General features: G+C 42.4%; 16 protein-coding genes. 10 read left to right on the top strand and 6 right to left on the bottom strand.

Translation table 11 applies throughout. From position 1 onward, the window contains the following. Nucleotides 1–17: 17 nt before the first annotated feature. Together GSY63_RS06195 and mce are read right to left on the bottom strand one after the other, a co-directional pair. Nucleotides 18–266, bottom strand: coding sequence for a type B 50S ribosomal protein L31 (locus GSY63_RS06195; RefSeq protein ID WP_166584921.1), 249 nt, complete (start codon nt 264–266; stop codon nt 18–20). A 410-nt stretch (nt 267–676) separates the two neighbouring features. Continuing rightward, complete coding sequence (gene mce, locus GSY63_RS06190) at nt 677–1,105, bottom strand: methylmalonyl-CoA epimerase (RefSeq protein ID WP_166584920.1); 429 nt, start codon at nt 1,103–1,105, stop codon at nt 677–679. 104 nt (nt 1,106–1,209) lie between these two features. Between mce and GSY63_RS06185 the strand changes: the two genes are divergently transcribed. The 4 genes from GSY63_RS06185 to GSY63_RS06170 all read left to right on the top strand — a co-directional run bounded on the left by GSY63_RS06185 (nt 1,210) and on the right by GSY63_RS06170 (nt 4,212). Continuing rightward, nucleotides 1,210–2,421, top strand: a complete 1,212-nt coding sequence (locus GSY63_RS06185; RefSeq protein WP_166584919.1) for an IscS subfamily cysteine desulfurase — start codon at nt 1,210–1,212, stop codon at nt 2,419–2,421. A gap of 126 nt (nt 2,422–2,547) precedes the next feature. Continuing rightward, nucleotides 2,548–2,961, top strand: coding sequence for a Fe-S cluster assembly scaffold IscU (gene iscU / locus GSY63_RS06180; RefSeq protein ID WP_166584918.1), 414 nt, complete (start codon nt 2,548–2,550; stop codon nt 2,959–2,961). A 95-nt stretch (nt 2,962–3,056) separates the two neighbouring features. Beyond that, the gene (locus GSY63_RS06175; protein ID WP_166584917.1) at nt 3,057–3,383 is read left to right on the top strand and encodes a HesB/IscA family protein; all 327 of its coding nucleotides are present in this window, start codon (nt 3,057–3,059) and stop codon (nt 3,381–3,383) included. A gap of 70 nt (nt 3,384–3,453) precedes the next feature. Further along, complete coding sequence (locus tag GSY63_RS06170; protein WP_166584916.1) at nt 3,454–4,212, top strand: DUF2625 domain-containing protein; 759 nt, start codon at nt 3,454–3,456, stop codon at nt 4,210–4,212. 312 nt (nt 4,213–4,524) lie between these two features. On the opposite strand, the gene GSY63_RS06165 is transcribed toward GSY63_RS06170, so the two are convergent. Together GSY63_RS06165 and GSY63_RS06160 are read right to left on the bottom strand one after the other, a co-directional pair. Next, entirely contained in the window at nt 4,525–5,121 is a 597-nt protein-coding gene (locus tag GSY63_RS06165) for a short chain dehydrogenase (protein ID WP_166584915.1), read from the bottom strand. Nucleotides 5,122–5,243: 122 nt separating this feature from the next. After that, the gene (locus GSY63_RS06160) at nt 5,244–6,860 is read right to left on the bottom strand and encodes a hypothetical protein (protein ID WP_208094474.1); all 1,617 of its coding nucleotides are present in this window, start codon (nt 6,858–6,860) and stop codon (nt 5,244–5,246) included. Between the two features lie 322 nt (nt 6,861–7,182). Here GSY63_RS06160 and GSY63_RS06155 point away from each other — a divergent pair, with 322 nt between their 5' ends. The 3 genes from GSY63_RS06155 (at nt 7,183) to GSY63_RS06145 (ending at nt 10,158) form a co-directional block, all read left to right on the top strand. Continuing rightward, nucleotides 7,183–9,090, top strand: coding sequence for an AMP-dependent synthetase/ligase (locus GSY63_RS06155; protein WP_166584914.1), 1,908 nt, complete (start codon nt 7,183–7,185; stop codon nt 9,088–9,090). Between the two features lie 200 nt (nt 9,091–9,290). After that, nucleotides 9,291–9,842 (top strand): sugar O-acetyltransferase, encoded by a 552-nt coding sequence (locus GSY63_RS06150; RefSeq protein WP_166584913.1) that lies wholly within the window; start codon nt 9,291–9,293, stop codon nt 9,840–9,842. A gap of 1 nt (nt 9,843) precedes the next feature. Beyond that, entirely contained in the window at nt 9,844–10,158 is a 315-nt protein-coding gene (locus GSY63_RS06145; protein WP_243749166.1) for a hypothetical protein, read from the top strand. Nucleotides 10,159–10,262: 104 nt separating this feature from the next. Here GSY63_RS06145 and GSY63_RS06140 read toward each other — a convergent pair whose 3' ends face one another. After that, complete coding sequence (locus GSY63_RS06140) at nt 10,263–11,000, bottom strand: SDR family oxidoreductase (RefSeq protein ID WP_166584912.1); 738 nt, start codon at nt 10,998–11,000, stop codon at nt 10,263–10,265. 181 nt (nt 11,001–11,181) lie between these two features. On the opposite strand from GSY63_RS06140, the gene lysS reads away from it, so the two are divergent. Both lysS and GSY63_RS06130 read left to right on the top strand, forming a co-directional pair. Beyond that, nucleotides 11,182–12,906: a lysine--tRNA ligase gene (gene lysS / locus GSY63_RS06135; RefSeq protein WP_208094473.1), complete on the top strand. Its 1,725-nt coding sequence runs from the start codon at nt 11,182–11,184 to the stop codon at nt 12,904–12,906. 140 nt (nt 12,907–13,046) lie between these two features. Continuing rightward, entirely contained in the window at nt 13,047–13,277 is a 231-nt protein-coding gene (locus GSY63_RS06130) for a hypothetical protein (protein ID WP_166584911.1), read from the top strand. A gap of 54 nt (nt 13,278–13,331) precedes the next feature. Here the strand turns inward: GSY63_RS06130 and GSY63_RS06125 are convergent, their stop codons facing one another. Then, a complete protein-coding gene (locus GSY63_RS06125; RefSeq protein ID WP_166584910.1) occupies nt 13,332–13,877 on the bottom strand; it encodes a DUF2892 domain-containing protein in 546 nt (181 codons plus the stop codon). A 72-nt stretch (nt 13,878–13,949) separates the two neighbouring features. Between GSY63_RS06125 and ung the strand changes: the two genes are divergently transcribed. Continuing rightward, nucleotides 13,950–14,627, top strand: coding sequence for a uracil-DNA glycosylase (ung, locus tag GSY63_RS06120; protein WP_166584909.1), 678 nt, complete (start codon nt 13,950–13,952; stop codon nt 14,625–14,627). Nucleotides 14,628–14,656: the final 29 nt, after the last annotated feature.

Below are 14,656 nucleotides of genomic sequence, written 5' to 3'. Positions count from 1 at the left end.
TATTATCCGGTAACTGATTACTTTTTGTTGTAACGGCTACGGAATTTATCGATACGTCCTGCTGTATCTACCAGTTTCATTTTACCTGTGTAGAAAGGGTGAGACGTATGAGAGATCTCTAATTTTACTAATGGATACTCATTACCGTCTTCCCATTTAACGGTCTCGCGGGTATCGATGCATGATTTAGTGATAAAAGAATAGTCGTTTGACATATCTTTAAATACAACTAATCTATAGTTTTTGGGATGCAGGTCCTGTTTCATATTAATATTTACTTTCTTTCTTAATAAAAGAGGTGCAAATATACGATTAAAAGTGAAAATTAAAAAGGGTTGGATAAAAAGTTTTTAACATTTGGCCTCACCCAGCCCTCTCAGCGGTAGAAGAGTGTTTTATTGCCCATTTCAGATAATATTAAGAAAAAGCCCTCTCCTTTGGGGAGGATTGGGTGAGGCTCTTTTGTAAACGAACGCTCAGAGTCACTTTGCTTCCTCCGGCCCTGCTTTCTGTTCTACTGCGTGCCGCGACAATCAGGTTTAGCAGTGAATAGCCTCTCCATTTTGTCATTCAGAGCGCCAGCGACGAATCTACTTCGATATACAAGTTCGAATTTTATAACGAAGAAGATTCCTCCTATCGTCGGAATGACAAACTTTTATTAGAGAATAAAAGATCAGTCTTGATTCTTGTCTCTTGATTCTTGATTCTCGTTCTGGCATAGCTCCACCAAAACCCCATTCGCACTCTTCGGATGCACAAAGCACACCAGCTTATTATCCGCACCGCGCTTAGGTTTATCGTTCAATAAGATGAAGCCTTCTTGTTTAAGTCGGGCCATCTCAGCTTCAATGTCGTCAACATCAAAAGCAATGTGGTGTATACCCTCCCCTTTGCGGGCTAAAAATGTAGCAATGGCGCTATCTTCAGAAGTAGCTTGTAGTAACTCAATTTTATTAGGTCCGCTTTGTAAAAAGGCTGTCAAAACATGCTCAGAGGCCACTTCTTCGGTTTTGTAGACGCCCGTATTGAGGAGCTTTTCATATATCTTAGAAGCTTCGGCAATGTTGTTTACGGCTATCCCAATATGTTCTACTTTTTTCATAGACTAAAAATTGCAAATTAATGACCCCCGGAGGCATATATAACCAAAGATTGAATATTTTCTCGGTAAAGTTTACTTATCTTTGTAATTGTAATTGAACAGCTATGAACATCCCTGTATATTTAGATAACAACGCTACCACGCCCATGGACCCAAGGGTCTTAGACGCAATGGTGCCTTACTTTGTGCAAAAGTTTGGTAATGCGGCAAGCCGTAACCATGCTTTTGGTTGGGTAGCCGAAGAAGCGGTTGACTATGCACGTGAGCAAGTTGCCAAACTAATTGGCGCAAACGAAAAAGAAATCATTTTTACTTCAGGCGCAACCGAGTCAGACAACCTGGCTATTAAAGGTGTGTTTGAAATGTATAAAGATAAAGGTAACCACGTTATTACCGCTGTTACCGAGCACAAAGCTGTATTAGATACCTGCAAACACATCGAGAAGTTAGGTGCACGTGTTACCTACCTACCGGTTAAAGAAGATGGTTTAATTGATCTTGCAGAGTTAGAAGCTGCAATGACCCCAGAAACTATCTTGGTATCTATTATGTATGGCAACAACGAGATCGGCGTTATACAGCCGGTTAAAGAAATATCTGCAATTGCCCACAAACACGGTGCTTTATTTATGACTGATGCTACCCAGGCGGTAGGCAAAATCCCGGTTGATGTTAATGCTGATGGTATTGACCTGCTGGCTTTATCAGCTCATAAAATGTATGGCCCTAAAGGTGTTGGTGCATTATATGTACGCCGTAAAGGACCACGTGTTAAAGTTACTGCCCAAATGGACGGTGGCGGTCACGAGCGCGGTATGCGTTCTGGCACCCTTAACGTACCAGGCATTGTTGGTTTAGGTAAAGCTTGCGAACTGGCTCGTTTAGAAATGACCGAAGAAGCTGCTCGTTTATCGAAACTGCGCGACAAATTAGAATCTGCTTTAACTGTGTTAGAAGAAAGCTATGTAAACGGAAACGTTGAACACCGCTTACCACACGTTGCCAATATCTCTTTCAAATATGTTGAGGGCGAAGGTTTAATGATGGCCATGAAAGATTTAGCTGTATCATCAGGTTCGGCTTGTACTTCGGCTTCTTTAGAACCATCATACGTTTTAAAATCGTTAGGTTTATCTGATGATTTGGCGCACTCTTCAATCCGTTTCGGTTTAGGCCGTTTTACAACTGAAGAAGAAATTGACTACGCTATTGAGGTAACTAAAAGATCGGTAACACACCTACGCGAACTTTCTCCGCTATGGGAAATGTTTAAAGAAGGTATCGACCTTAACTCGATTGAGTGGGCAGAACACTAAGATCAATTTCGGATGTCGGATTTTCGATTTCGAATTTATCTGGCATAGAATTAGAATATAATAACAGGTGAATCAGACAACTGATAACCGACAACTGACAACAAACACAAAGTAAAAAAGAAAGCCATGGCTTATTCAGATAAAGTAATTGATCATTACACCAACCCGCGTAACGTGGGTACCTTAGATAAATCGAGCAGCAAGGTGGGTACCGGCCTTGTTGGTGCACCAGAGTGCGGCGACGTAATGCGCCTGCAAATTGAAGTTGATGATAACAATGTAATCACCGATGCTAAATTCAAAACATTTGGTTGCGGGTCTGCAATTGCATCATCATCTTTAGCTACCGAGTGGTTAAAAGGCAAATCTATTGACGATGCGATGACCATCGACAACATGGACATTGTAGAGGAGTTGGCTTTACCTCCGGTAAAAATCCACTGCTCTGTTTTAGCCGAAGATGCTATCAAAGCTGCTATTAACGATTACCGCGTTAAAAATGGCTTAGCACCTATCGAAACTGAAAAATCACACCACTAAAAATAAGAGTCAAGAATCAAGAGCCAAGAAACGAGACTTCTTTTACGGAGTTTATCTTGACTCTCGATTCTTGATTCCTGACTCTATTTAACACAATGGTAACTGTAACTGATAAAGCAAAAGATAAAATAGATCACCTGATGACTGATGCCGGGCTGGATGCTTCGTATTTTTTACGCGTGTCTGTTCAGGGCGGAGGATGTTCGGGTTTATCATACAACCTTGATTTTGATAACGAAGAGAAAAAAGGCGATCAGTTTTTTGAAGACAAAGGCGTTAAAATGGCGCTCGATATGAAATCATTTCTTTACTTAGCCGGCACCGAACTGGATTTTTCGGATGGCCTAAATGGTAAAGGTTTCAATTTCAACAACCCTAACGCCAGCCGTACCTGCGGTTGCGGAGAGAGTTTCTCGGTATAAAAATCAGTTTGATTATAATATTGAAAAAGGCGCTTTTAGCGCCTTTTTTGTTTTTCTATATTTACAGATAATGAAAACCCTAAACCTAAGTCATAAAATAACGCTGATTGCAGTTCTTTTAATTTTATCTCAATTACCGTTGCTGGCTCAACTTAAAACACGAAATCTTGCCGAACTCACTGCTGATAAATCTGGTTGGGATTTAGTAAAGGACTGGGCTGTTTCATCTAAAAACAAAGTAGAATTCTTACCTGTCAATAAAATCAAAGCAGATACTGCTTTACATCAGTTGCAAATAACAACTCGATCTCCAATGGGTGCTATAGTTTATTTCACAGGTGGCGTAATAATCGATAATGGTTGGTTAAGAATTCTCGGTTCGGGGTCAGATAAATTAAATAGAAGTATCCCATCCTGGAATAAAGGAAAAACTTTTTCAAATTTCGGCGAGCAACCAAAGCTGTTGTTAGTAGCAGACGATGTTGTTGGAGGCCTATTCGCAATTAACGGTGGAGCGCTCGGCAATGACTTTGGTAAGATGTACTATTTTGCTCCGGAAAGTTTGTATTGGGAACCGCTAAACTTTACTTATTCTGACTTTTTAGATTTTTGCTTTAATGGCAATATAGCTAAATTTTACGCCACACTAAGGTGGAAAGGCTGGGAAAAAGACATTCAAGGAGTCGATGGTAATCAGGCTTTTTCTATATATCCTTTTTTATGGACAAAAGAGGGAAAAGACCTAAATAAAGTTTCAAAGAAAGCGGTACCGGTAGAAGAAGTATACAGCTTAAATCAAGACAATTTGAAGGCTATCAGCCATAATTAATACCATAAGGCTAACACAGCAAAACCGTTAATAACGATCTTCCTGTGGCATCTTGATTTTCGGGCAGCACAACTCCTGCCTAACCACTAACTTTAATAGAAAATAAAGCAGCCACGACTTTTCTTTTTGGTTCATTTTTCTTTTGAGAGAAAAGAAAAAGAACATCCACTGACATAAATATCACTTCCCTACCCTTCCTAATGGAAAATGGAAATGCGTTACTAAAGTTTCAGCGTGTCGGTCGGGGATTGCTTTCCCGATCGTTATCGGGACGGGCGGTATCTCGCAAAGACGATATCTGGAGAGAGGCAGTTAATGAACCGCTATCACCTGCCCTGTCCCTGCCCCTAAAACACTCTTCACGTAAGCCGCCACCACCTTATCCATTGCAACCGGAATATGTCCCGGAAAAGCATCAAAATACTCAGGTGAATCTTCTACTACACCGGGGCTAACGGCATTGATACGAATACCATTCTCCAAGTCGACTGCTGCGCCTATGACGAACGAATTGATAGCCCCATTTACGGTACTTAGATTTACGCCCATTTTTATTGGATCGCCACTAAGTGTGCCAGAGGTTAATGTAAACGAACCAGTAGGATTAATGTAATGTTGACCAACGAGCACCAGGTTCACCTGCCCCATTAGCTTATTGTCTATACCTTTCCTAAAATCAACATCCTTAATATCTTTTATCGGAGCCATGTGGGCTTCACCCGCAATGCTTACTACAGCATCGAACTTACCTAGTTCCTTGTAAAAACTCTCTATAGAGGCTACCGAACTGATATCTAGGCGTACATCGCCCGAGCTTCTGCCTGCTGTAACTACTTCATGCTTTTCGCGCAGCGCTTCCGCTACCTTTTTTCCAATGGTGCCCGATGCACCAACTATTACTATTTTCATGATGCTGTTTTGATTTGAATGATATAACACGCCAATTTAATATTGGTTGATCATCAATAAGTAATAAAAAAAGCGGCCACCATTACAGCAGCCGCTCCAAGCAAAGTAAATAGAAACAGTTATTATATAGCCTTGGCTAACCAAAGCGAAGCATTTAAATGCAATGCCGGATGCGAGGTATAACCAGATGGCGCATCGCCCGACCAGCCATTGAACAGACTATCATTAGGGTCGCCTGTACCGTCATCTGCAGGTGAACTGTCACCGATAAATACAACACGGCCTGAACCATAAGTTGACAACAATGCCATTACCCCCGTGCTACCTCCATTAGTTGAGCTACTGCGCCAGAATAATCCCTGCACGTTTGAATTGTTAGCTGAGTATAAGGTAGCAGTACAACCATCATAAAACGCAAGTTTTGAAGCACTACCTGCAGCACCATTCAACACCTTCTGAGCGTTGGCATTTGTGCCGGTATATACATTGCTGGTTGGCTGATCATTAATATCTACATAGTCAATATTGAAACCAAAGGGCTTGTTATTATTAATACCATTATTGGTCATCAGGTCATTCCATACACGTGGCGAATCGTAACCATCGCCGTCGCGGTCAGATGGATTATAACCGTTAGCATCCGTGCCTGCTGTGGTGGCAGCAGTATGGTCGGCAATCATCATTAAACCGCCGCCATTGGCAACAAAGTTCATTAGCGCGGTTTTCTCTGCAGCGGTAAATAAACGGTTAGGCTCAACTACTACAAACACATCGTAATTGCTGAGATCCTGCGTAGCGGAAGTACCATAAGTGATGGTAGATCCACTTGGCAGCGATTCAACTAATTCGCCTTTCTTCACCAGCTCAACCGCCCAGGCAGAAATAGCACCTTTCCAATAGGTTTCTGGTGTGCTGGCTGTAATGCCTGTATAAGACGGTGTTGGTGTACGTTGCGCTTTGGTTTCAACAGTAGTACCACCGGTATAGGTAGCTACGTTTTCGGTACCGTCGGCATCTATCTGCCAATCGGCGCTACCGGCGTTTTCGAGGTGACTTACATCAAATAAGAACTTCTTGCCTGTTACAACAGTTCCGCCGGTGCCGCCGCCTGCATTGTCGTTAATGGTGATATCGTCAATATTAATACGATTGCTGCCACCGGTTAACTTACGGATCTCTAAACGTGCCGTGCCGCTAAGTGTAAGGGTAAAGGTGCTTACCGCCAATGACGAGGTGGTGGTAACATTTGTGCCCGACTGAGCCCAGGTGCTGCCTCCGTCCACCGAATAAAATAAACCCCACTGGCTCGCGGTATCGCCAGTATAAGTACCGCTTTTAATGGTTACCGTGCTGATACCTGTAGTAACATCAAACAGCATGGTAATTTTACCGGTGTTACGCACACGGGCACTCCATGAGCCAGCTTTTAAATCGGCCGCCAGGTTACCAACCAGCGCATCATACATATTCCATGATTTTCCCGACAAGGTTACATTATCGCCGCTGCTAGAGCCTGTAGGCGAAACGTCATAAGCTGTTTTCGGGCTTGTTGAACCCACCTCAAAACCCTCGGAAGCCGAGATGGCCATTGTCTTAGTAGCTTTAACAGCATTGATTTTAACACTGTCTGAATGCACTGCAGCATCGGGTATTGCTGCATTTTTTGTACAACTGCCAGCCAGCATTGCCGCTGTGGCAATTGCCAATACCCATACACGTGGATTGGTAAATTTCTGCATAATGGTAATTTTTAGGTTATTATTTAAGAGTTAATAATAACAGGTTATACGGAACCAATCAGCAGAAGTTGAACGGGTTACATTGTTATTTTATTAATTAATCGTTAAATCATTTGGAGCCAAGAGTCGAGAATCATTAGTCAGGAAATTCTTAAAGCCCCTCTCCCACGGAGAGGGGTTGGGGAGAGGTTTACTTTTCTAAAACCATGCCCAGTTAACATTGTTAATATTATCGCCCCTTAATACCCCCCTATTTAGTCCTAATTTGTTTTTACTTTTAAATAACTAAATTTGCTGACTTTATAAACCCCGATTAAACTTAATGAACCTGAATAAAGATGTTGCAACCGTTCCTGAATTGATTAGAAACGTTGTAAAAAATATTCACCCGGACTCGCATACTTTTTTAATAGACAAGGTTAAGGATACCTGGCAAGAGATATCTTACCGGGAGACCCTTGACAAGGCTGATGCATTATCCGCCTGGTTTCTTGATATAGGTATAAAAAAGGGCGACCGCCTAGGTTTGCTGATAGAGAACGGGCCGGATTACATTTATTACGACCAGGCATTACAACAAATTGGAGCTGTAAATGCATCGATATACCCTACCCTTACCGAGGCGGAGATTGAATATATCCTGAACGATTCGGGCTCAAAAACGCTCTTAGTGGGTAATCCGTTTCTACTGCGCAAAGTGCTTAAGGTTGCTAACAACTGCCCCGACCTGATCCGCATTATTCCTGCGTTTAACGAATTTGACAAATATACCGATGGCCTGAACCTTAGTGCCGGTGTAATCAGTTTTGAAGATGCTATTGCTGAAGGTAAAGCTGTTGTTGAGCAATACCGCATGAAGATTAACATTGCACGAGAAGGTATTTTACCTTCGGATCTTTCGTGCCTTATTTACACTTCAGGTACCACAGGTACCCCTAAGGGTGTTATGCTTACCCACAGCAACTTTGTAGAAACGGTTCGTTATGGTTTAGATCAGATTTCGATTGTAGATGAAAACGATTTGTTCCTTTCGTTTTTACCGTTATCCCACGTGTTCGAGCGTTGCGCTACTTATTACATATGCTGCGGTGCTGGCTGTAAAATAGCCTTTGCTCAAAGCCTGGAATTATTAGCCAAAAACCTGATGGAGGTTAAGCCTACCATTATGAACTGCGTGCCACGTTTATTAGAACGCATACACGACAAGGCCAACAAAAACGGCATGAGCGCCGGCGGCATGAAAACCAAGATATTTTTATGGGCCATGGATATTGGCCAGAAATACCGCAAGGTTAAAGAAAGCGGGAAAAACCCAGGCTTTATTTTAACCCGCGAATATAAAATTGCCCACAAGCTGGTATTTAGCAAAATTATTGAGAAAACAGGCGGCCGTCTTAAATTCCTGATCTCGGGCGGTGGCGCTTTGCCACGCAATGTAGGCGAGTTTTTCGGCAATCTTGGTGTGCCAATTCTGGAAGGTTTCGGCTTAACAGAAACTACCGGACCTATGGCCGTAACCGAATTTGAACGCCAGGTTTATGGCACCGTAGGCCGTATTTTAAAAGGTACGGAAACCGCAATTCAGAATATCGAAACCGGCAAGATCTACACCATACAAACCCACGACAGTTTCGACCCCGAATTTGAATCGGAAGAAGGTGAGATTATTATTCGCGGTGTATGCGTGATGAAAGGCTACTGGAATAAACCCGAAGAAACCAAAGTTGCCATCGACGCCGACGGCTGGTTTCATACTGGTGATATCGGCCGTTTCCATAAAGGCTATCTGCAAATTACCGATCGCCTTAAAAACATGCTGGTTAACGCTTACGGCAAAAACATATACCCTACCCCGGTTGAAAACACCTATTTAAAAAGCCCTAAAATTGAGCAGGTATTTTTAGTTGGCGATAAACGCGAATATGTAACTGCTATCATCGTTCCATCGCGCGAGGGCTTGCAGGAAACTTTCGGCTTAACGGAGCAATACTTCGAACAGCCCGAGCAATTCATTAGCGATAAGCAGGTAACAGACTGGATAGGCCAGGATATTAAAAAGTTATCCAACGAGCTGGCCAAGTTCGAGCGTATTAAAAACTTCAAGGTAAAACGCAACCCTTTCAGCATGGAAGAAGGTGAAATGACCGTTACCCTAAAAGCTAAGCGTAAAGTTATTGAGAACAAATACGCAGGTGCCATTGATGAGATGTATGTAGAGGAGGCTCTATAACGCGAAATGATAAAATTGTCATGCCGACGTAGGAGGAATCTTCTGCATTGTGTAAATCCATTATGCATAGTGAAGAAGATTCTTCGCTATCGCTCTGAATGACAAGGTTAAGGTTTTAAGTAACCCTCTTACGCGCGTTCATAACGGCTACTTAAAACTTCATTGCGTCTGCGACGCATCTTCGCTATCTTAGCTTCACCATGAAATCAGAAAAACAAAAAATGCTCGATGGCGAAGCCTACCTCGCTAACGATCCCGAACTGGTGAAAGGTCGTACCGATGCTAAGAAACTGCTTCACCGTTTAAACGTTACCGAGTATTTGTTTAATGATGCAGCTAAAGAGATCGTCAGAGAACTTATCCCAAACGCAGGTGAGGGTTTATATATCGAGCCACCATTTCATGCCGACTATGGCTATAATATCCATTGTGGCATCAACGTATATTTCAATGTAAACTGCGTGGTGTTGGATGTTTGTAAAGTAACCATCGGCAACAATGTGTTTTTCGCCCCTGCAGTGCAGGTTTACACCGCAAGTCACCCTTTAAATGCTATTGAGCGCCGCAGCACCGAATTTGGCAAACCCGTAACCATCGGCGACGATTGCTGGATTGGTGGCGGGACGGTAATTTGTCCGGGTGTAACTATTGGTAACCGTTGTGTTATCGGCGCGGGCTCTGTAGTTACTAAAGATATTCCGGATGATAGTTTGGCGGTAGGGAATCCGGCGAAGGTGATCAGGAAATTGTGATATGATATGGAAACCGATATCATTCGAAGATATTTCTACTGAAATAGCAAAAGCCGAATCAACTATGCCCACCAAGTTGCTAAGTTTTTGGCAACTAATTAAAATAATCCCTGAGAAATGGCAGGAAGAAAATTATGGACAAGCAGGCGGAGGATTTTGGGCAGTCGCAATTCTCGACACACAAGTTATTTGGTACAATGATATCGAGGATGGATTTAATATTTCGCCTTATAAAACTCCGGGGACAATTGCGAAGTATTACTGCGACCAATACTCATTAACGGAAATACTCTTTCAGATATTAAATTCAAAATAAATTTTGTCATATTGAGCGATAGCGAAATATCTTCTTCGCCTGTGATGTTCGATAAGCAATTGTAAAAGATTCTTCGCTATCGCTCTGAATGACAAGGTCAACATCTACCAAGGACTAATCCCTGTCTCCGGCGAATTATCATCGCTAAAGAACTGACCGGTTGGGCCATCAGCTTCTAAAACGGCAGCCTTTACTACGCGCTTTGCAGCATCTTCTACCGTACCAGGGCCATTGTGATTGTTAAAATCTGTGGCGGTATAACCTGGGTCTACGGCATTTACTTTAAAGTTGGTGTCTTTAAGTTCGTAAGCCAACACTACGGTATAAGCATTCAAAGCAGATTTCGACGGGCCGTAAGCAGCACTCTTTACCTGGTAATATTTCCAATTCGGGTCAGTGTGCAAGGTTATAGAGCCCAGTCCGGAGGTTACGTTTACAATGCGCGGCTCAGCCGATTTTTGCAGAAGCGGTAAAAATGTAACGGTAACCTTTGCTACGCCGAACACATTAGTCTCAAAAACTTCACGAAGTACATCGGGAGAAGTAGTTAACGCAGTTTGCGGAAATCCGCCGCTGATACCAGCATTGTTAATCAACACATCTAACACATCTGTCTTTGCAGATAATTCCTTAAACGCAGCATCTACCGATGCATCATTGCTTACGTCAATTTGTAAGACTTCGACATTGCTTAGGCCTTCGGCTTTTAATTTATCTACAGCTTCAGTGCCTTTTTGCAGGTCTCTGCTGCCTAAGTATACATAATAGCCTTGCTGTAATAGTTGGCGGGTTGCCTCAAAGCCAATGCTTTTGTTGGCCCCTGTAATCAGTACTTTTTTCATAAAACGTAGGTGTGAATTTTAAAGTTAGTCATTACTCAGGGATAGAACCAAGAGGATGAAAGACAAATGACCATTGACTGATGGTAAATGACAATTGACAAATCAACAAATCACCTCATCAACAAACTTTTTCGGCCAAAAAATCCTATTTTTGCAACCTTATAATTTTTAGCGTTTTACTATGAGTATTGCAGCATTATCTGAGCAGGAAATTTTACGCCGCGAATCGTTACAGCAGCTACGCGCCTTAGGCATTGAGCCTTACCCGGCCGAAGCTTACGCCGTAAATGCCTGGGCTCAGGATATTAAAGATAATTTTAATGCAAACCCGGAGGCTTACCAACAGGTACAGCTTGCCGGCCGTATCATGACCCGCCGTATTATGGGTAATGCCTCTTTTTTAGAGCTGCAGGACTCAACCGGCCGTGTGCAGGTTTACCTGAAGCGCGATGATATTTGCCCTGGCGAAGATAAAACGCTTTACAACACTGTATTTAAGAAGCTGTTAGATATTGGCGATTACATCGGCATTAAAGGCTACGTGTTTTTAACCCAAACCGGCGAAATTTCTGTGCATACGCAAGAAATGACTGTTTTGGCTAAATCATTAAAACCACTTCCTATCGTTAAACGCGATGAGGAGGGTAACACTTTCGACGGTTTTACCGACCCTGAGTTGCGTTACCGTCAACGCTATGTGGATCTGACCGTTAACCCGGATTTCAAACAGATCTTCATGAAACGCACCAAGGTGATCAGCACCATGCGTAATTATTTTAACGAGCAGGGCTGGTTTGAAGTAGAAACCCCTATTCTGCAGCCTGTACATGGCGGTGCTGCAGCACGGCCATTCGCTACGCACCACAACACGCTGGATATGCCGCTGTTTTTGCGTATCGCCAACGAGCTTTACCTGAAACGTTTGATCGTAGCCGGTTTTGATGGTGTTTATGAGTTTGGCAAGATGTTTCGCAATGAGGGCATGGACCGTACCCACAACCCGGAGTTTACCATGATGGAAATCTATGTAGCCTACAAGGATTACATCTGGATGATGGCCATGTTAGAGCAATGTTTGGAAAAAGTTGCACGTGCGGTAAATGGTGTACCAACTGTACAGGTGGGTGCTAACGAGATTAATTTTGCCGGGCCGTATGAGAAACTGTCGATGTATGATTCTATTTTAAAATACACAGGCATCGATGTATCTGCTATGGACGAAGCTGCCCTGCGCCAAACCTGTCGTGATTTGGCTATTGAGGTTGATACCACTATGGGTAAAGGTAAGCTGGTTGACGAAATCTTCAGCGCTAAAGTTGAAGCTAACCTGATACAGCCTACTTATATTACCGACTACCCGGTTGAAATGTCGCCATTGGCCAAAAAGCACCGGACCAAAGAAGGTTTGGTAGAGCGTTTCGAGTTATTCGTTAATGGTAAGGAATTAGGTAACGCCTATTCTGAACTGAATGATCCGTTGGATCAGCGCCAACGCTTGGAAGATCAGCTGATCTTAGCCGGCCGTGGTGATGACGAGGCTATGGCTATGGACGAGGACTTTTTACGTGCTTTAGAATACGGTATGCCACCAACATCGGGCCTAGGTATCGGTATCGACCGCCTGGTGATGATGTTAACCAATCAAAGCACTATTCAGGAGGTATTATTCTTTCCTCAAATGCGCCCTGAGAAAAAAGCAAAGGTTGCTACAGCCGATGACTTTATCGAAGCTGGTGTGCCCGCAGAGTGGGTACCGGTGGTAAATAAAATGGGCTTCAATACAGTTGAAGAATTAAAGGCCGCTAACCCTAATAAAGTATTTAATGATTTAGGCGGAATGCGCAAAAAAATGAAACTGGATATTACCATGCCGGCTAAAGAAGCCGTGATGGCTTGGTTCGAATAAAATCGGCTCCCCAATTCAAAACATAACATAAAAAGCCATCCGAACGAACGTTGGGATGGCTTTTTATGTTATATGAATGTCTTATTTAACCGAAACTTAAAGTCGACATAACTTTTTGTTTAATCTGCTGTTTTAACTTTATGGAAGAACAACATAAATACAAGCATATGACTTTAGAGATTACAGAGCAGGAATACCTGATCAAATTGGATCGCAAAAAATTCGGCCTTTCTTTCATACGCAGCTTACTGAAGCAGGTAGAGATCGCAAACCCGACCGAGGATGATCTTTACATTCCGGACAGACACATTTCGCCTAGCCAAAATCACTCTTCAGAGCCAGACTATTTTGGTTCTATCGAAGAAAAATAATCCGTTCTCTTTTTTCCTTATTTTTTACAGATCAACGAATATTACAACTACCGTTTAGTAGTTGCGATATCCTCTTTGTACCTGTTTATCCATTTGGGCAAGCTGTCCTTTCATCATTTTTATCTGATCTGCCAATAGCTTGTTTTTATCCTCTTTAGTTGCCTCAGATAAATATTGCTGCGCCTCGCGCTTGTTGCGCTTAGCAATGCAAATACCCGCCAGGCTCAGTTTAGCCAATGCCGTATTGTGCGACATTTTCATACCTAACGACAAAGCTTTCTTAAAATACTTTTCAGATTTCATTGGCGCCTTGCGCGATTCAATTAAACCTAAAAGCATGTTGTAATAACCATGTTGGGTTTTGTACAACTCTTTTTCGTAATCTTTAATTTTAAGCAGCCATTTTTCGGCCTCATCGCTATTTTCTTTACGCAGATAATATTGCGCAATAATCATGTTTTCGTTAAAAAAGAAGCTTAGCAGTATAATACCACCAATTAAAAGTACCAGTATACCCCATCCCCAGAAACCAAATCCCGCCAGAGCGATGGCCGCTCCAAGTACCACACAGGCTATAATAAGCCGAACAATATTTGACATAATTGTTTATGAATATATTAAAGCGCAAATATCCGTTTATTTGTACGTTAAATCAACAATTACTAAATATTTATGGCGATAGATTTGGAACCCGGCTGGCTTAATGTTCTGAAGGATGAATTTGATAAACCTTACATGCTTAAACTACGCGAATTTTTGAAGCAGGAGCACGATAATGGACAGGTTGTATACCCCAGAAACAAGGATATTTTTAATGCTTTTAACACCACGGCATGGGATAAAGTTGAGGTAGTAATACTTGGGCAAGACCCCTATCACGGGCCAAACCAAGCCCACGGCTTATCCTTCTCGGTACAAAAAGGTATTGCCATACCCAAATCGCTGCAAAATATTTATAAAGAATTATTAACCGATATCCCCGGCTTCACCAAACCAAGCCACGGCAATCTCGAAGAATGGGCGCAACAAGGGGTGTTACTACTTAACGCAACACTCACCGTTCGCGCAAGCGAAGCCGCATCGCATCAGAAAAAAGGATGGGAAGTTTTTACCGACGAGGTGATTCGCAAACTATCGGAAGAGAAAAAGGGATTGGTATTTATTCTATGGGGCAATTATGCGCAATCAAAAATCAGTTTGATAGATCAGACTAAGCATCATATTATCAAATCTGTACACCCTTCTCCCCTGTCAGTAGAACGAGGGTTTTATGGTTCCAAGCCATTTTCAAAGGCCAACGCCTATTTGATACAGGAGGGTAAGAAGCCTATTGACTGGCAGATAAATTAATTAATTTGTTAATGAGATAATTTGTCAAT

It is taken from the genome of Mucilaginibacter agri, from assembly GCF_009928685.1.
GTDB classification, from domain to species: domain Bacteria; phylum Bacteroidota; class Bacteroidia; order Sphingobacteriales; family Sphingobacteriaceae; genus Mucilaginibacter; species Mucilaginibacter agri.
Note: the sequence above shows the minus strand (reverse complement) of the source record. Positions and strands in the feature narration are given on the sequence as shown.

Excerpts from the sequence above, each read along its gene's own strand:
- GSY63_RS06195 (WP_166584921.1), bottom strand. The coding sequence starts at position 266 with ATGAAACAGGACCTGCATCCCAAAAACTATAGATTAGTTGTATTTAAA.
- mce (WP_166584920.1), bottom strand. The coding sequence starts at position 1,105 with ATGAAAAAAGTAGAACATATTGGGATAGCCGTAAACAACATTGCCGAA.
- GSY63_RS06185 (WP_166584919.1), top strand. The coding sequence starts at position 1,210 with ATGAACATCCCTGTATATTTAGATAACAACGCTACCACGCCCATGGAC.
- iscU (WP_166584918.1), top strand. The coding sequence starts at position 2,548 with ATGGCTTATTCAGATAAAGTAATTGATCATTACACCAACCCGCGTAAC.
- GSY63_RS06175 (WP_166584917.1), top strand. The coding sequence starts at position 3,057 with ATGGTAACTGTAACTGATAAAGCAAAAGATAAAATAGATCACCTGATG.
- GSY63_RS06170 (WP_166584916.1), top strand. The coding sequence starts at position 3,454 with ATGAAAACCCTAAACCTAAGTCATAAAATAACGCTGATTGCAGTTCTT.
- GSY63_RS06165 (WP_166584915.1), bottom strand. The coding sequence starts at position 5,121 with ATGAAAATAGTAATAGTTGGTGCATCGGGCACCATTGGAAAAAAGGTA.
- GSY63_RS06160 (WP_208094474.1), bottom strand. The coding sequence starts at position 6,860 with ATGCAGAAATTTACCAATCCACGTGTATGGGTATTGGCAATTGCCACA.
- GSY63_RS06155 (WP_166584914.1), top strand. The coding sequence starts at position 7,183 with ATGAACCTGAATAAAGATGTTGCAACCGTTCCTGAATTGATTAGAAAC.
- GSY63_RS06150 (WP_166584913.1), top strand. The coding sequence starts at position 9,291 with ATGAAATCAGAAAAACAAAAAATGCTCGATGGCGAAGCCTACCTCGCT.
- GSY63_RS06145 (WP_243749166.1), top strand. The coding sequence starts at position 9,844 with ATGATATGGAAACCGATATCATTCGAAGATATTTCTACTGAAATAGCA.
- GSY63_RS06140 (WP_166584912.1), bottom strand. The coding sequence starts at position 11,000 with ATGAAAAAAGTACTGATTACAGGGGCCAACAAAAGCATTGGCTTTGAG.
- lysS (WP_208094473.1), top strand. The coding sequence starts at position 11,182 with ATGAGTATTGCAGCATTATCTGAGCAGGAAATTTTACGCCGCGAATCG.
- GSY63_RS06130 (WP_166584911.1), top strand. The coding sequence starts at position 13,047 with ATGGAAGAACAACATAAATACAAGCATATGACTTTAGAGATTACAGAG.
- GSY63_RS06125 (WP_166584910.1), bottom strand. The coding sequence starts at position 13,877 with ATGTCAAATATTGTTCGGCTTATTATAGCCTGTGTGGTACTTGGAGCG.
- ung (WP_166584909.1), top strand. The coding sequence starts at position 13,950 with ATGGCGATAGATTTGGAACCCGGCTGGCTTAATGTTCTGAAGGATGAA.